At 63.0% G+C, this 14,536-nt stretch carries 13 protein-coding genes and 1 tRNA gene; 4 read left to right on the forward strand and 10 right to left on the reverse strand.

From position 1 onward, the window contains the following. Positions 1-5: 5 nt before the first annotated feature. A complete protein-coding gene (locus HB677_RS16405) occupies positions 6-671 on the forward strand; it encodes a rhomboid family intramembrane serine protease (RefSeq protein WP_213816813.1) in 666 nt (221 codons plus the stop codon). 148 nt (positions 672-819) lie between these two features. Here the strand turns inward: HB677_RS16405 and HB677_RS16410 are convergent, their stop codons facing one another. Next, on the reverse strand, positions 820-1,062 hold the full coding sequence (locus HB677_RS16410) for a cell division protein CrgA (RefSeq protein WP_213816814.1): 243 nt from the start codon (positions 1,060-1,062) through the stop codon (positions 820-822). 92 nt (positions 1,063-1,154) lie between these two features. Between HB677_RS16410 and HB677_RS16415 the strand changes: the two genes are divergently transcribed. Together HB677_RS16415 and HB677_RS16420 are read left to right on the forward strand one after the other, a co-directional pair. Then, positions 1,155-1,973, forward strand: coding sequence for a class E sortase (locus tag HB677_RS16415; protein ID WP_213816815.1), 819 nt, complete (start codon positions 1,155-1,157; stop codon positions 1,971-1,973). A gap of 155 nt (positions 1,974-2,128) precedes the next feature. After that, positions 2,129-2,770 (forward strand): aminodeoxychorismate/anthranilate synthase component II, encoded by a 642-nt coding sequence (locus tag HB677_RS16420; protein WP_213816816.1) that lies wholly within the window; start codon positions 2,129-2,131, stop codon positions 2,768-2,770. Between the two features lies 1 nt (position 2,771). Here HB677_RS16420 and pknB read toward each other — a convergent pair whose 3' ends face one another. The 7 genes from pknB to HB677_RS16455 all read right to left on the reverse strand — a co-directional run bounded on the left by pknB (position 2,772) and on the right by HB677_RS16455 (position 11,659). Next, the gene (gene pknB, locus HB677_RS16425; RefSeq protein ID WP_213816817.1) at positions 2,772-4,487 is read right to left on the reverse strand and encodes a Stk1 family PASTA domain-containing Ser/Thr kinase; all 1,716 of its coding nucleotides are present in this window, start codon (positions 4,485-4,487) and stop codon (positions 2,772-2,774) included. Between the two features lie 68 nt (positions 4,488-4,555). Then, on the reverse strand, positions 4,556-6,289 hold the full coding sequence (locus tag HB677_RS16430) for a serine/threonine-protein kinase (protein ID WP_213816818.1): 1,734 nt from the start codon (positions 6,287-6,289) through the stop codon (positions 4,556-4,558). Beyond that, positions 6,286-7,740 (reverse strand): penicillin-binding protein 2, encoded by a 1,455-nt coding sequence (locus HB677_RS16435; RefSeq protein ID WP_213816819.1) that lies wholly within the window; start codon positions 7,738-7,740, stop codon positions 6,286-6,288. The genes HB677_RS16430 and HB677_RS16435 overlap by 4 nt, the downstream gene beginning before the upstream one ends. Continuing rightward, positions 7,740-9,161: an FtsW/RodA/SpoVE family cell cycle protein gene (locus HB677_RS16440; protein WP_213816820.1), complete on the reverse strand. Its 1,422-nt coding sequence runs from the start codon at positions 9,159-9,161 to the stop codon at positions 7,740-7,742. The genes HB677_RS16435 and HB677_RS16440 overlap by 1 nt, the downstream gene beginning before the upstream one ends. Beyond that, entirely contained in the window at positions 9,145-10,389 is a 1,245-nt protein-coding gene (locus HB677_RS16445) for a PP2C family serine/threonine-protein phosphatase (protein WP_213816821.1), read from the reverse strand. Before HB677_RS16445 ends, HB677_RS16440 begins: the two co-directional genes overlap by 17 nt. Positions 10,390-10,391: 2 nt before the next feature. Further along, positions 10,392-10,943 (reverse strand): FHA domain-containing protein, encoded by a 552-nt coding sequence (locus HB677_RS16450; protein ID WP_213816822.1) that lies wholly within the window; start codon positions 10,941-10,943, stop codon positions 10,392-10,394. After that, on the reverse strand, positions 10,943-11,659 hold the full coding sequence (locus tag HB677_RS16455; RefSeq protein WP_213816823.1) for a DUF3662 and FHA domain-containing protein: 717 nt from the start codon (positions 11,657-11,659) through the stop codon (positions 10,943-10,945). Before HB677_RS16455 ends, HB677_RS16450 begins: the two co-directional genes overlap by 1 nt. A gap of 208 nt (positions 11,660-11,867) precedes the next feature. Between HB677_RS16455 and HB677_RS16460 the strand changes: the two genes are divergently transcribed. Next, a tRNA-Leu gene (locus HB677_RS16460) sits at positions 11,868-11,951 on the forward strand. A 295-nt stretch (positions 11,952-12,246) separates the two neighbouring features. Here HB677_RS16460 and HB677_RS16465 read toward each other — a convergent pair. Next, a complete protein-coding gene (locus tag HB677_RS16465) occupies positions 12,247-13,296 on the reverse strand; it encodes a hypothetical protein (protein ID WP_213816824.1) in 1,050 nt (349 codons plus the stop codon). Between the two features lie 704 nt (positions 13,297-14,000). Next, positions 14,001-14,536: hypothetical protein (locus HB677_RS16470; RefSeq protein ID WP_213816825.1), on the reverse strand; the 536-nt coding region annotated here is incomplete at its 5' end.

The raw sequence follows: 14,536 nt of genomic DNA on the forward strand, positions 1-14,536 counted from the left end.
CGCTGATGTCTGACACGTCTTCGAGGTTCGGTCGTCGCGTTCGTCGGCAGCTTTCCACGGCCGGGGTTACCTGGGCGATCATGGCGGCCTGCATCCTGGTCTTTCTGGCACAGCAGGCCACCGGTGGCGTGGACGGCGAGCTGTCCCTTCGGCTGATCTTTTACCCGCAGCTCATCACCGTCGAACCCTGGACGGTCGTGACGTCGCTGTTCGCGCACGCGTCGCTTCTGCACATCCTCTTCAACATGTACTCGCTGTACGCGCTCGGACCCTCCCTCGAGCAGGCGCTCGGGCACTGGAGATTCGCGGTGCTGTATTTCCTCAGTGGTATCGGTGGGTCGGTCGGCGTACTGCTGCTCGACTCCGGAGCCGTGCTGGGCGCATCCGGCGCCATCTTCGGCCTACTCGGCGCCTACTTCGTGATCGAGCGTCGCATGGGTGGAAGCATGACCCAGCTGATCGTCGTCATCGCACTGAATCTGGGGATTGGCTTTGTTGTTCCCGGAATCGCGTGGCAGGCGCATGTTGGAGGACTGCTGGTGGGTGCCCTCGTCGCGGTGATCTACCTGCGGCCTCGCACGAGGACCGCGCCCCATCTGCAGGCACAGCTGCTGTGGGCAACGGCAGCAGGCATCCTCATCATCGCGCTCGTGAAGATCGGTTTGTTCTAAGCAAATCTCACGTCGGTGGAAAAGTTATCCACAGGTCTATCCACACTGGGGATAATTACACCGGTGTAATTAGATCCATTAACAGGTTGTTAACAACCTGTGGAATCACGTCTTAATGCCTGATGAAAGGCACGTTAAGAGGTGGGGATCAGCGCCAGCGGGTGGTCATCAGGAACCCGATGAACATGATGCCGAAGCCGACAAGGATGTTGAGGGTACCGAGCTGGGGAATCGGCAGCGACGTTCCGCTGACGTAGAAAACGATGATCCATACCAGCCCGATCAGCATGAAAGAGAACATGACCGGCTTGAACCACACGGGGTTTGGAGCCTGCTCGCCAGTTCGCGGTTCGCTGGAACGCTCGGACTTGGAGGGAGATGTACGGGCCATGCCCAAAATTGTAGCCTGAATGCTGGCATGGAAGCCCCTCAGGGCTGGTGAGACCATCAGTTTGGTGGTAAATGACCACCTAGAATCGGGTCATGACTGTCGAGGCAAACGCGCCGGAAGAAATTCCACCGCGCAGGCCACGCCGTCGGCGCTCCCGGATCAGCGTCGTGGGCGTGTTGGGGGAACTGCTGATCACCGCGGGCGTGCTCGTGCTGCTGTTCCTCGGCTGGCAGTTGTGGCTCAATGACATCATTCAGGGCAACATCCAGACGCAGGACGCCGAGACGCTGACGCAGGAGTGGGCCGCCGCCGGTCCAACGACGTCGCCGACGACCGCCCCAACGACGGTTCCATCTGCCACGCCGTCGAACGGCCCGGCAGGTCAGACCACGAAACCTGTGGTGGGGGTAGCACCCGGCAACGCCACAAAGTTCGCCGTGCTCATGGTCCCCCGCTGGGGTCCGCACTGGCAGCGCACCATCGCCGAGGGAATCGGTGTCACCGACGTTCTGAACAAGATCGGTCTCGGTCACTACCCCGGTACGCAGATGCCGGGCGAGGTGGGCAACTTCGCGATCGCATCACATCGTCTGGCGTACGGCGCAGGATTCAAGAACCTGCACAAGCTCGAGGTCGGCGACCACATTTACGTAGAGACCCAGGACGGCTGGTACGACTACATCTACCGGAGCACGGAGTATGTTCTGCCGACGGGGATTGGTGTGATCGACCCCGTTCCCCAGCTGCCGAACGTGAGCCCGAAAGACCGAATCATTACCCTGACGACGTGTAACCCGTTCTACTCCACTGACGAGCGTCTGATCGCCTATGGCGTGTACAACACCTGGTACCCGCGAGCCGGCGGTCCGCCCGCGGCAATCGCGGCGGCCGTGGCAGCGAGGAACAATTAAATGTACGGTGCTTTATGGCGCATCCTTCCAGGACCGATCTGGGTGCGCATCGTAATTCTCCTTGTTCTTTTGGCAGCGGTGCTGTTCGCTCTGGTCGAGTGGGTCTTTCCCTGGGTTGACCAGTTCGTGGCACCGCGCGATGTGACGGTAACGAAATGACGCACGTACTGGTAATCGACAACTACGACAGCTTTGTGTACACGCTGAACGGATATCTCCTGCAGCTGGGCGCCGAGACGACTGTGGTGCGCAACGATGCGTTCTCCGCGGCGGACGCGGCGTCCTATGTGGCGGACTACGACGCTGTGCTGCTGTCTCCGGGCCCGGGAACGCCTGCCGCGGCCGGAGTTTCCATTCCCGTGGTGACGGCGGCCGTGGCATCCGGTCAGCCGCTTCTGGGTGTGTGTCTCGGACACCAGGCCATCGCGGAGGCGATGGGGGCGACGGTAACTCACGCGGAAGAACTCATGCACGGCAAGACGTCGCTCATCGAGCACGACGGCAGCATTTTCTACGAGGACGTGCCGCAGCCGTTCCGTGCGACGCGGTACCACTCGCTTGCGGTCGTTGACTCGACCGTGCCGGACAACCTCGTTGTGACCTCGCGCACGCAGGGTGGCGTCATCATGGGGCTGCGGCACGAGTCGCAGCCGGTCTTCGGGGTGCAGTTCCACCCGGAATCGGTGCTGACGCAGGGCGGTTACACGATGATCGGCAACTGGCTGTCCGAAGCGGGCCTGCCGGGCGCGCGGTCGCTGGCAACCCGGCTGACGCCGATGGCGAGCCTCGACCAGTAGGTCAGCCCGCGCAGATTCCGATCTCGATCTTCGACTTCTGCTTCGCGGACCCCTCGGGCAGTGACTGGCTCGTCACCTTGTTGCCGGTACATCCGTAGTTTGCCGTTGTCTGCACCTCGAGCTGCAGGTTACTGAGTTTGCTGCCGGCGTCGGCGGCGGAGAGCCCGACGACGCTGGGGATGTGGACCTTGCCGGTCGAGACGAAGATGTCCACGCGGTCTCCGCTGGACCCCATGAAGCCACCCGCGGGTGTCGTGCTGATGACGATGTCCTTCTTGGTGCTCGGGGAGTCCTGGTGCGTGATTGTCCCCACCACGAACTGCTGGGCGGTCAGTGTCTGTTGTGCCTTGGTGACGGACACGCCATTGAGCTGAGGAACGGCGACCGTGACCTTTCCGGTCGACACGTACACCTTGATGACCTGCTGGGCGCTGACGGGGGTACCCGCCTCGGGCACGGTGCGAATGATGGAATCCGCCGGAACGGAGTCGCTGGGTTCGCTGTACTGCTGCGGGACGAGCTGGGCGTTGGTGAGTTCGGTCGAACCATCCTTGAACGTCTCGCCGACAACCTTCGGAACGCTCACGCTGAGGTTGTTGGTGAACGAACTCGTCGGGATGTGCGTCGACCAATAGAGAACCGCGAAGATGATGACGCCCATCACGAGCACGCCGGCCCAGATCCAGGCGACGGGCGGTCGCGTCTGGGTGCGGGTGATGCGGGAGTCTTCATCCACGGTGAGCTGCCGGATTGTCGCGTCGGTACCGTTGGCGGACTGCGGGTTCACGCCGAACAGTGCGGCCGCGGGATCCTTCACCACGACGGGCTTCGACTTCAGGGTCGGGATCTCTCCGTTGCCGGCGGCTTCCACGTCGATGCGGAACTCGCTCGCGGTTTGGAAGCGCGTGAAGCGGTCCTTCGACAGGGCACGCAGCACCACCGCATCGAGTGCGGGGGAGATCTTCGGGTTGAGCGAGCTGGGAGCCGCGGGGTTCTGGTTGACGTGCTGGTACGCCACGGCGACGGGGTTCTCACCGCGGAACGGGGCAAGCCCGGTCAGCAGTTCGAAAAGCACAACTCCGGTGGAGTAGAGGTCGGTGCGGGCGTCGACGGCCTCGCCTCGCGCCTGCTCGGGAGAGAAGTACTGCGCGGTGCCGACGATCGCGCTCGTTTCGGCGATGGTGGCGGATGAGTCGGAGATTGCCCGGGCGATACCGAAGTCCATGACCTTGGCCTGACCGGCCGTGGTGATCATGATGTTGCCGGGTTTGATGTCGCGGTGCACGACGCCGGCCCGATGCGAGTACTCGAGGGCGGTGAGCACCTGCTCGATGATGCGCACGGCCTCCTCGGGCGGGAGCGCCCCACGCTCGGTGAGGATGTCCTTCAGCAGACGGCCCTCGACGAACTCCATGATGATGAAGGGGATCTGCTGTTCGAAGCCCTCGGCGTCCATGACGGTTTCTTCGCCTGCATCGAAAATGCGCACGATCGTCGGGTGCGCCATCTTGGCGGCTTCCTGCGCCTCGCGACGGAAGCGGGTACGGAAGGCGGGGTCGTTGGCGAGAGACGGCTTCAGGAGCTTGATAGCGACACGGCGGCCAAGGCGGGCATCGATGCCGGTGTGCACGTCGGCCATGCCGCCGCGCCCAATCAGCTCGCCTACCTGGTATCGACCTGCAAGCAGGTGGATCTCCCGAGCATCAACCTCTGTCACTAATCCGTCTCCCAAATGATGCCCCGCAAATGCCCTGTCAGTGTACCCGTAGCCCCCTGAATGGGTGCCTAACCGACGATGGGCGCCGTCGTATCACCGGCCGACGGTGTGTCCGTCGGTAGGGGAACATCGGCGGCGACGGTAAAGCTGACGGAATCGGATGACTCGGACTCCAGCGATCCGCAGAGCGCCGTGTAACTCACGGTGACGTCCTGCCCTGCGGTGGTCGGCGTGACCGACAGGGACCGCACGCTGGTGCCGACCGGGTTCTTCGGGCTGCCGGTGCCATTCGCGATCGAGAAGTTGTATCCCGCGAAGTTGAAGCCGGCAGGGCACTGGTTGTACGCGCTCCAGGTGACCGTGAACGGAACGCCCGCGGCCTTGTCCCCGGAGGGCCCGGTGACGGCGTTCGGTGTCGGCGGGGTGGGAACGTCGCCGTAGAACGACACGGTGATCGTGGTTCCCTTGGCAACGTTGCCGATCGGATCGACGCTGTACGCCTCGCCCACGACATCCTTGGAGATCGCCGGTGAATCGACCACGGGGTTCATGCTGAGCCCCATCTTGGTCAGCAGGGCCAGCACCGTGGCGCGGTCCTTGCCGAGAATGTCGTCTTCGTTCACCAGCACGAGGGAACTCGTCTCCGTGGGCGTCACCGACGGCTTCGGCGTTGTTGCCGGCGAAGAGGTCTGCGCCGGCGGGGTGGTGGCCGGGGTGTCGTTGTTGTTCGACGCGGGCAGCAGCAGGGCGATGATCGTTCCCACGAGCACCAGCGCGAGCAGTCCAACGAGAGCCACGAGTGGCCAGGTCCACGGATTGCGCTTCTTCTGCTCCTCCACCGGGGTGGTCGGGGCAGCGAGCTGTGCCGTGGCAGGCAGGAGGGTCGTGGTTGCCTCGGTCGGACGCCCGTAGTTGGGGCCGGCCAGGGCAGCAAGTGAACTGTTGCCGATGACGGCGGGGACCGCAGCTGCAGCAGCCGCGACATCCCCTCGTCGCAGAGCCTGCGCGGCACGCGCGAGGTGGGCAGCACTGGCCGGGCGCTCGGCCGGCTTCTTGGCGATGCAGGAGTAGACGAGGTTGCGCACGGGCTCGGAGATCGTGACAGGCAGCTCGGGAGGAGCCTCGTTGATCTGCGCCATCGCGATGGCGACCTGCGACTCACCCGTGAAGGGGCGCCGTCCGGCGAGAGCCTCGTAGGCCACGATTCCGAGGGAATAGATGTCGGTCGTCGGCGACGCCGGGTGGCCGCTTGCCTGCTCGGGAGACAGGTACTGCACGGTTCCCATGACCTGGCCGGTCGCGGTGAGCGGGACCTGGTCGGCAATGCGGGCGATACCGAAGTCGGTGATCTTCACGCGGTTGTCGGGCGTGATCAGCAGGTTGCCGGGCTTGATGTCGCGGTGGACGAGCCCCGCGGAGTGCGCGGCGTGGAGGGCCAGAGCGGTCTGCGCGACGATGTCGAGGACACGATCGGTCGAGAGCACACGCTCGCGCTCGAGGATGGTGCTGAGCGCTTCGCCGGGAACGAGTTCCATCACGAGGTAGGCGCTGCCGTCTTCCTCGCCGTAGTCGAAGACGTTGGCGATGCCCTCGTGGTTGACGAGTGCGGCGTGACGCGCTTCCGCGCGGAAACGCTCGAGGAACCCGGGATCACCGAGGTACTCGTCCTTCAAGATCTTGATGGCTACGGTGCGTCCGATGACCAGGTCTGTCGCTTGCCAGACCTCGCCCATGCCGCCGATGGCGACACGACTGGACAGCTGGTATCTGCCGCCGAATGTGAGGCCGCTACTGGGTCTCATTTGTTAAGCACCGCCTCTATAACTGACTTGCCGATGGGAGCTGCAATGGCGTTGCCGAAGGAGTCTTGCCCTTGCCCTCCGCCGTTCTCAACAACGACTGCGACCGCGACCTTGGGGTCATTTGCTGGGGCAAAGCCGGTGAACCAGAGGGTGTATGGCTCGCCCTCGCCGTTCTCCGCTGTTCCGGTCTTACCCGCGACCTCGACTCCACTTATTCTCGCATTACTCGCTGCGCCGTTGGCCACGTCGTCGACCATGAGCGCGGTCATGGTTGCGGCCGTGCTCTCGCTGATCGGGGTCTTCCACACCTCGGGGTTAAAGCTCTGGATGGGCTTTAGATCCGGGGTTGTGATGCTCTCGACGAGGTTGGGTTTCATGAGTACACCATCGTTGGCAACGGTCGATGAGAGCATCGCAATTTGCAAAGGTGTTACACGATCGGAACCCTGGCCGAACGACGTCAGCTGCAGCTGGGGCGCGTCGAGCCCGCTGGGGTAGACGCTCGGCGTGACGGCGAGGGGAATCTCGAGCTTTTCGCCGAACCCGAAGCGCTGCGCGTAGTCGGCGATGGTGCTCTCGCCGAGGCCCGTGCCGACCTGGGCAAAGATCGTGTTGCAGCTGAGGCGGAGCGCCGTGGCGATCGTCGCCGTCTTGCCGGGACCGCAGGTTGCGCCGGTGGAGTTGGAGATCGTCGAGGTGCTCTCGGCGAGGGGCAACTGGGCCGGGTTGGGGAAGGCGCTGTCCTTCGTGAACTTTCCGCTGTCGATCGCGGCGGAGGCCATGAGCACCTTGAACACCGAACCCGGCGCATACAGGTCGCCGGCGATGGCCCGGTTGATGAGCGGGGTGTTCGGGTCGGCGGTCAGCTTGTCGTAGGTCGAGAAGAACGACGCGTTGTCGTGCACGGCGAGGGTGTTCGGATCGAAGCTGGGCTTGGACACCATCGCGAGGATCTTGCCGGTCTTCGGCTCGATGGCCACCACCGCACCCCGGTTGCTGCCGAGTGCGTCATAGGCGGCCTTCTGAACGGCCGGATCCAGGGTGAGTTCCACCGCGGCGCCCTTGGGGTCCTGGCCGGTGACGATGCTGGTGAGGTTGTCGAGGAACTGGGCGTTGGCGGTACCGCTGAGGTAGTCGTTGAGCGCGCCCTCGATGCCGGGGTTGAGCTGGTTCTGCGTGAAGTAGCCGGTGACCGGTGCGTACAACTTGGGCTGGCTGTAGACACGCTGGAACTTGTAGATGTCGTCGGACGGCGTCGACTCGGCGATGACCTTGCCGTCGACGAGAATCGGACCGCGTTCCGCGGAATAGGAGTCGATGCGGGTGCGCGTGTTACGCGAGTCGGCCTTGAGGGTGTCGCTCGAGAAGACCTGAATGATCGACGTCGAGACGAACAGGGCGACAAACATCAGCAGCACGACTGTGCTGATACGACGGAGTTCTTTGTTCATTATTCGATGACCGCTCTCGGCTGGCTGCGGACACTGTCGGACAGCCGCAGCAGAAGCGCGGCGATGATCCAGTTGGCGACCAGCGATGAACCACCGGCGGCAAGGAAGGGGGTGGTCAGGCCGGTCAGAGGGATCACACGGGTGACGCCGCCGATGACGATGAAAACCTGGAGGGCGATGACGAACGAGAGCCCGACTGCGAGCAGGCGACCGAAGTCATCCTGGCCGGCGAAACCGATGCGGAAGCCGCGGGAGACGAAGAGCAGGTAGAGCGCGAGGATTGCGAAGAGACCCACGAGTCCCAGTTCTTCACCGAGCGCCGAGATGATGTAGTCGCTGCTGGCCAGCGGGGTCAGATCGGGACGCCCTGAGCCCAGCCCCGTGCCGATGATTCCACCGTGGGCAAGGCCGAACAGTCCCTGTACGAGCTGGAAGCTGCCGCCCTCCTTGTCGTAGTACTCGGGGCTGAAGGCGTCGAGCCAGCCGGTGATGCGCCCGTTGACGTAGCTCAGCAGCTGGTTGGCGACGAGGGCGCCCACGGCGAACATGCCGAGACCGAGAACGATCCAGCTGGCGCGCCCCGTGGCGACGTAAATCATGACGAGGAACAGTCCGAAGTACAGCAGCGAGGTGCCGAGGTCCTTCTGGAAGATCAGCACCGCCATGGATGCAGCAAACACGACGAGGATCGGCCCCAGGTCGCGAGCCCGGGGCAGGGTCATCCCGAGCACTTTCGTTCCCACCATCGACAGGGAGTCGCGGGCCGTCACCAGGTAGCCGGCGAAGAAGATGGCGAGGGCGATCTTGCCGAGCTCACCGGGCTGGAAGGTGAAGTCGAAGATGCGGATCCACAGGCGGGCGCCGTTGATGGTGTGCCCAAGGTGGGGGATCATCGGCAGCAGAAGCAGCACGATTCCGCTGAACATGGCGACGTAGCGGTAGCGCTGCAGCACGCGGTGATTGCGGATGACGACGATGACCAGCAACGCGAGGACGATCGCGAGCGCGGTCCAGATGATCTGGCGTTCGCCATCGCCCTGCATCTTGTCAACGCCGCGGGCGAGGTCCAGGCGGTAAATCATCGCAATGCCGAGACCGTTGAGCACCGTGATGATCGGAAGAATCAGCGGGTCGGCGTTGGTTGCCACGACGCGCAGGACGAAGTGCAGGACAAGGATGAGGATGCCGAGGGCGGCGAGCAAATAGAAGATGCTCGTGTGAATTCCGCCCAGTGCACCGAACTGCACGAGCGCGACAGCCCCCGCGTCGATGACAAATGCCAGCAGCAGGAGCAGAAGCTCAAGGTTGCGCAGCCGGGCCGGCACCCGAAGCTTGATGCGGATGCTCTCGGTGAAGTTGGCGCGGGGCCCTGCGTCGATCGGGATCTGCTGGGCCGTGTCGCTGTTACTGCGTGACGGCATCGGCCAACCGTTCGACTATGGCGCGGGCCTGCTCGAGGTCAGTGGCGCTGATCGTGGACTCGACGCTGGTCTGCGTGAAGGCAGGCAAGGTATCGATGCTGATCGTGGTCGTCTGGTAGACGCTCGACAGCGAGATCGGGCCGAGGTTCTGCTGCACGCCGCGGAAGATCGCGACAGTGCCGTTGTCGCTGCCGACGAAGTAGTGCGACTGCGTCCACTGGTAGCCCAGCACAATGCCGGCGGCGATCGCGATGATGGCGACGGAGATCGCGACGAGCCAGGTGATGCGGCGTCGACGCGCGCGTCGACGGTCCTCGAGGATCAGTTCGTCGAGGTACTCGTCGGACTCGGGCTCGAAGTGACTCGGGTCGGGCTGCGTGGCCTTGAGCGGGTGGAGCAGAAGCGTGGGAAGGCGCAGCGGGCGACGGTTGCTGTCGCTGTCGAACGAGAGGGGCGTCGCCGCGGAACCAACGGTGATGGGGGGCGTGTGGGACGAGTCATCCGTCTCATCGATATCGACAACGACCACGGTCACGTTGTCGGGTGCGCCCTGGTCGAGGCTCTCCTTGACGAGGCGCTCGGCGGCTTCCTTCGCGGTGGGAACGTTCGCGAGCACGTTGTGCAGCTTGTCGTCGGCGACGTAGCTGCTCAGTCCGTCGGAGCACAGTAGCCAGCGGTCGCCGGGAAGGGTGTCGAGGATGGTCGTGTCGATCTCGGGTGCCGCGTCGACGTCGCCGAGAACGCGCATAAGAACGGAGCGGCGTGGATGCACCGCCGCCTCCTCTGGCGTGATGCGGCCGCTATCGACCAGGCGCTGGACGAAGGTGTGATCGGCAGAGATCTGCTCGAAGTTACCGTCACGAAGCAGGTAGATGCGGGAATCGCCGATGTGGGCGATGGCGATCTGGTGACCGACGCGCAGGAAGCCGCTGACGGTGGTTCCCATGCCGGTGAGCTCGTTGTGCTCGAAGACGGTCTCGGCCAGGAGCGTGTTGGCGGCGAGGAGTGCCGTCTGCAGCGCGAACTCGGCATCGCGGGCGGAAGGGAACTCGCGGTCGACCTCGGCGATGCGGTTGACCGCGATGGCGGAGGCGACGTCGCCACCGGCGTGACCGCCCATGCCGTCGGCGACGACAAAGAGGTACTTTCCCGCGTACGCGCTGTCTTGGTTATTAGCGCGAATCTTTCCGACGTGGGAGACGGCGGCGCTTTTTCCGGGTGTGGACATGCCTACCGCCGGAGTTCGAAGCTCGTTGTGCCGATTTTGATCGGGGTGTTCATGGGAATGGGCGTGGGCACGGTGACGCGGGTGCCGTCGAGGTAGGTGCCGTTGGTGGAATCGAGGTCCTGCACGACCCAGGCGTTGTTCCACATCATCAGGCGTGCGTGGTGCGTCGAGGTGTAGTCATCGCGGATCACAAGACCCGACTCGCTCGAGCGACCGATGGTGAGCTGCTCGCGGGGGAGTTCGATCTCCAGTCCCTCCTTGGGACCGCCCGTGATGATCAGGCGCGTTGCGGGTCCACCGGGGGTTGGCGTCATGGGGCGAACGGCGGCCGTGGGCGCGTCGTTGGGCACCGGCAGCGGAACCTGTACGGGCGCAACGGGGGCTGCAGCTACCGGGGACGATGGGAATGGGTTCGCGGCCGCGGCATCCGCTGCCTGCCTGCGTACTTTCTGGCCGAACAGGTCGGAGCGCAGCGCATAGACGACAGCGAAAACGAAGGCCCACAGCACCACGAGGAAAACCAGGCGGAGGATGAGCAGGGTGAGGTCACTCATTACTTCTCCCAGCCTTCGTCGATTCGAAGGTCGGAAAACTGGTCGACGTCTGCGGATTGGGCGAGCACGCGGAACACAATACGGGTTCGACCGATTTCGATGACCGATTCCGGTTCGAGCGGCGCTTTGCTGACGGGCTGGCCGTTGAGCTTCGACCCGTTGGTGGAGCCGAGGTCGTTGACCTGAGCGCGGGCGCCGTCCCACAGGATCTCGACGTGTTTGCGCGACGTTCCGGTGTCGTTGACGGTGATGTCAGCCTCGGAGCCGCGCCCAATAATGGTGCGGGATTTGGTGAGCGGATGCCTCCGGCCGTCGATATCCACGACCGGGGTCCAGGCAACGGTGCCCTTGACGTTGACGGACTCGATTTCGATCATGCCCTGGCTGAGCTTGTCGTCGGGCGAGAGCTTGATGGAGATGCCGCCGGAGAAGGAGTAACGCTGAGCGGTCGCGTGCTGCTGCACGAGTCCGGTCAGTTCGTCGATCAGGGCGGGACCGATGGCGGTCATGCGGTCATAGTCGGCGCGGCTGAGGCGCACCGTGAACTTGTTGGGAACCAGAATCCGGTCGCGTGAAACAACGGATGCACGCGTGTCGAGCTCGCGGCGCAGAGCGCTCGTGATTTCAACCGGCTGGAGTCCACTCTTGAAGGTCTTGGCGAAGGCACCGTTAACTGCCCGCTCAAGACCTCGCTCAAAGCTATCCAGAAGGCCCAAGGATCTCCCCGTCTCGCCGAATGTTTTCAGACGATGTTAGTCGGCTCACCGCAGGATGCCCTGAGCATCCAAGAGGCCGGTTGCCGCCAATTGACAGTACACGGCGCCGCTGTACTGTTGCGCCGCGCCATGCGCTATGCCCGATGTTCGTTGGGGAGGCGCGCCTGTGATAATCTCGCTTGGTTGGCGCGCAAGCGTCGGCAGGTACGCGCGAGTGGCGAAATTGGCAGACGCGCACGGTTCAGGTCCGTGTGCCCGAAAGGGCATGGGGGTTCAAGTCCCCCCTCGCGCACCGAGGGGGGTTGTTCTCAAAACCCAAGGGTTTTGTTCTCACAACTCCCCAAAAAAGTAAGGCCGCTGGTCATCCAGCGGCCTTTCTTTTGTTTCCGGCGGCTTTTAGCCACTATTTCAAGTGGTCCGACGTCTTGTTGCGCCTTGAACAGGTCATCTTCGTCGCGGCATGCGGTCGGCGCTCCGTTTTCGGGCACGCCAAAGCTCCGCCGATCCACGCCCCCGCTTGGGGGCGCGACGAATCGTCGGAGAATGCCAGAAGAAAATAAAGGTCAAATCGGGGGATGCGAGTCGGTTTATGTTCGCATGGTCAGGTTGAGGTTGTCGAGGCGCAGTCCCTCGTTGTATTCGTTGACCTGCTGGGTGAGCCTGGTCACGTACTTTCCCAGCGTCAGGTGGCCGCGGCGACGGCGCTTACGCGGTGTGCGTTGGTGTTCTGGCTTGTCGACGTCGCGAAAGTCGGAGTAGATCTTCCGCATGTTGGCAGAGACGAGCAGGAATGTGACGATGAATTGCTGGGCGGTGAGGCCGCGCATGCGTCGGCTGCCGGACTGCTCGAGGTTCTCTCGTCCGGTGTCCTTTATATAGGCGTTGAAGCCTTCGACGACGTTGCGGTCGGTGCCGTATGTCTGCTGCCATTCCTCTCCTTTGTAGGGGAGTTTTTGAACCCAACGGGATTCGTCTTGGAGCGTCATGGTCACGACGTGTTTGGCGCACACGTCGTGCTTCACGATGGGAAGGTCGATGATGTCTTCGCGGGCGTTGACCATCTTCGGGTTGGTGGACGCGTCCGGGTGAGGGGTCTTCCATGGACAGTTGACCGTGGGGCTTGGTCCTTCGGCGGGGCACATCATCTTGACGTCGCCGTCGACGTTGGCCGCCATCTTCTGCTTTAGCCGGTATTTTTCCCGCGTCGCTAGTAGGGAGTCTCGGGCGTCCTTGTCTTCCTGGGTCATTCCGAGTCCACGCCAACTGCCGCGCTTCTCGGCGAGGTCCTTGTTCTTCTCTTCCTTCTTCACATAGGTGATGTTTGCTTCAATGAGCCGGGGTGGCGTTGCTGGGCACAGGTAGGCGCCTTCGACAAGTAGCGCGCCGCGCTGCCCGCCCTGAAGGCCAAGGCGGTTCTTGTAATAGTCGAATACCGGTTCATATGGGAGCGCGCGGACTGGGAACATCAGGGTTTCGGGGAGCAGGTTTGCAAAATAGCCCTTATCTGCGGTGATGCGTCCGGCACGATGGCCACGGTCTTTGAGGGATTTCAGGCCCTTCACCAATTCGTCGGCGACTCCAACATTCGGCACGCTGAGGGTGAACGCAAAAAGGCCGCAGAAGACCCGACCGCCCATGCTGTCGCCGCGGACGACCTAAACGCGTCATTCATCGGCTCCTCATTCGGTTACGACCACTTCGACGGTCGGATTACCTTCGGACGCCTGGCAGCGATTGAGTCATCCAACGGGAAAGTCCTCTTGCATCTGAGCGGAGTCACCGCCCACTCCAAGTTCCTGACCCTGAGACCGGACGAATTAGTCTTCGTGTCAGGCAGCGATCCGATCTCACTGCAGCAACCGACCGCCACGGGCCCGCAGTGACGGACCGTCCAGATATCACTGACGACCTACCGTCGCTGGACATAATGAAGGCCTTCGACCTGGGGCAGACGCCGCGTCAGCCCAGAGTGATAAGGGCGCTCCCCGCGGAACGTTAAGTCCTACCCGACTTTGGTCACTTGTCATGGGGGACAACCCTCGAAGCGCCTATGGCGAATCTGCAGTTGCAGAGTTGCGCGCGGCTTTCGACTCAGGATGGGACAGCTTTTGGTGAACGGGCTGCCCCTGGCCACGAGGGGCTAGAAGTCGCGCTCAGCTGCCGAAGTGTCGGCGAACGTCGTCCGCTTGAACCTCGGTGAGCTGAAGCTGCCTCGTTTCTAGTTGCAAGGAGAATCATCCTCACCTTGAGGGGTGGATTGTGCCAGGTCATCCACTGCAAAGCAGATCACCGGCGTTTATCGCCCCATTGACGGCGGAACGGATTCTCATTGAGGAGATGATCAGATGAACATGGGTTCGGATTTCGTCAACGGAAGACACGCCGGATAATTGCGGCACACCCGCAGGACCATCTGACGGTGGTTCGCTCTGTCGTTACGGATATGAGAGAGCCGCCCTTCGTGGTTGATGTGCCGACCAGCTCCTACTTGTTGGACGACCACTGCGCCAACTGTCTGGAACTTCTCGCCGACGACGTCGAAGGCCTGTTTTGCTCCAGCTGGTGCTCCGAGATTGCGAGCACTGTTCGGTATATGCGGCGAGTTTTTCGGGACGGTCGAATCGACGACCCTGACGTGGCCGCCGCGGTGCAGACGCGCGGGGCGTTTCTTCTGATCGGAGGCTACGAAGCGTTGGGGCGCGGTCTGCGGCCGCAGGTTCGCACCCAGGTGAAGCAGCGTGATGGCGGAAAGTGTCGGTCCTGCGGGGGTGATTTCAAGTCGTCGTTGCAACACCTCTAGTGAGGGTGGTGGTAGTTGTGGCGAAGCAGCGGGTGGATCGAGTGGCGTTGTGGATGGCATTGGCATCGGGGGTGTCA

The organism is Glaciihabitans sp. dw_435 (genome assembly GCF_018449675.1).
Classification (GTDB): domain Bacteria; phylum Actinomycetota; class Actinomycetes; order Actinomycetales; family Microbacteriaceae; genus Glaciihabitans.

Coding starts and splice junctions, on each gene's coding strand:
- HB677_RS16405 (WP_213816813.1), top strand. CDS start 6: ATGTCTGACACGTCTTCGAGGTTCGGTCGTCGCGTTCGTCGGCAGCTT.
- HB677_RS16410 (WP_213816814.1), bottom strand. CDS start 1,062: ATGGCCCGTACATCTCCCTCCAAGTCCGAGCGTTCCAGCGAACCGCGA.
- HB677_RS16415 (WP_213816815.1), top strand. CDS start 1,155: ATGACTGTCGAGGCAAACGCGCCGGAAGAAATTCCACCGCGCAGGCCA.
- HB677_RS16420 (WP_213816816.1), top strand. CDS start 2,129: ATGACGCACGTACTGGTAATCGACAACTACGACAGCTTTGTGTACACG.
- HB677_RS16430 (WP_213816818.1), bottom strand. CDS start 6,289: ATGAGACCCAGTAGCGGCCTCACATTCGGCGGCAGATACCAGCTGTCC.
- HB677_RS16435 (WP_213816819.1), bottom strand. CDS start 7,740: ATGAACAAAGAACTCCGTCGTATCAGCACAGTCGTGCTGCTGATGTTT.
- HB677_RS16440 (WP_213816820.1), bottom strand. CDS start 9,161: ATGCCGTCACGCAGTAACAGCGACACGGCCCAGCAGATCCCGATCGAC.
- HB677_RS16445 (WP_213816821.1), bottom strand. CDS start 10,389: ATGTCCACACCCGGAAAAAGCGCCGCCGTCTCCCACGTCGGAAAGATT.
- HB677_RS16450 (WP_213816822.1), bottom strand. CDS start 10,943: ATGAGTGACCTCACCCTGCTCATCCTCCGCCTGGTTTTCCTCGTGGTG.
- HB677_RS16465 (WP_213816824.1), bottom strand. CDS start 13,296: ATGGGCGGTCGGGTCTTCTGCGGCCTTTTTGCGTTCACCCTCAGCGTG.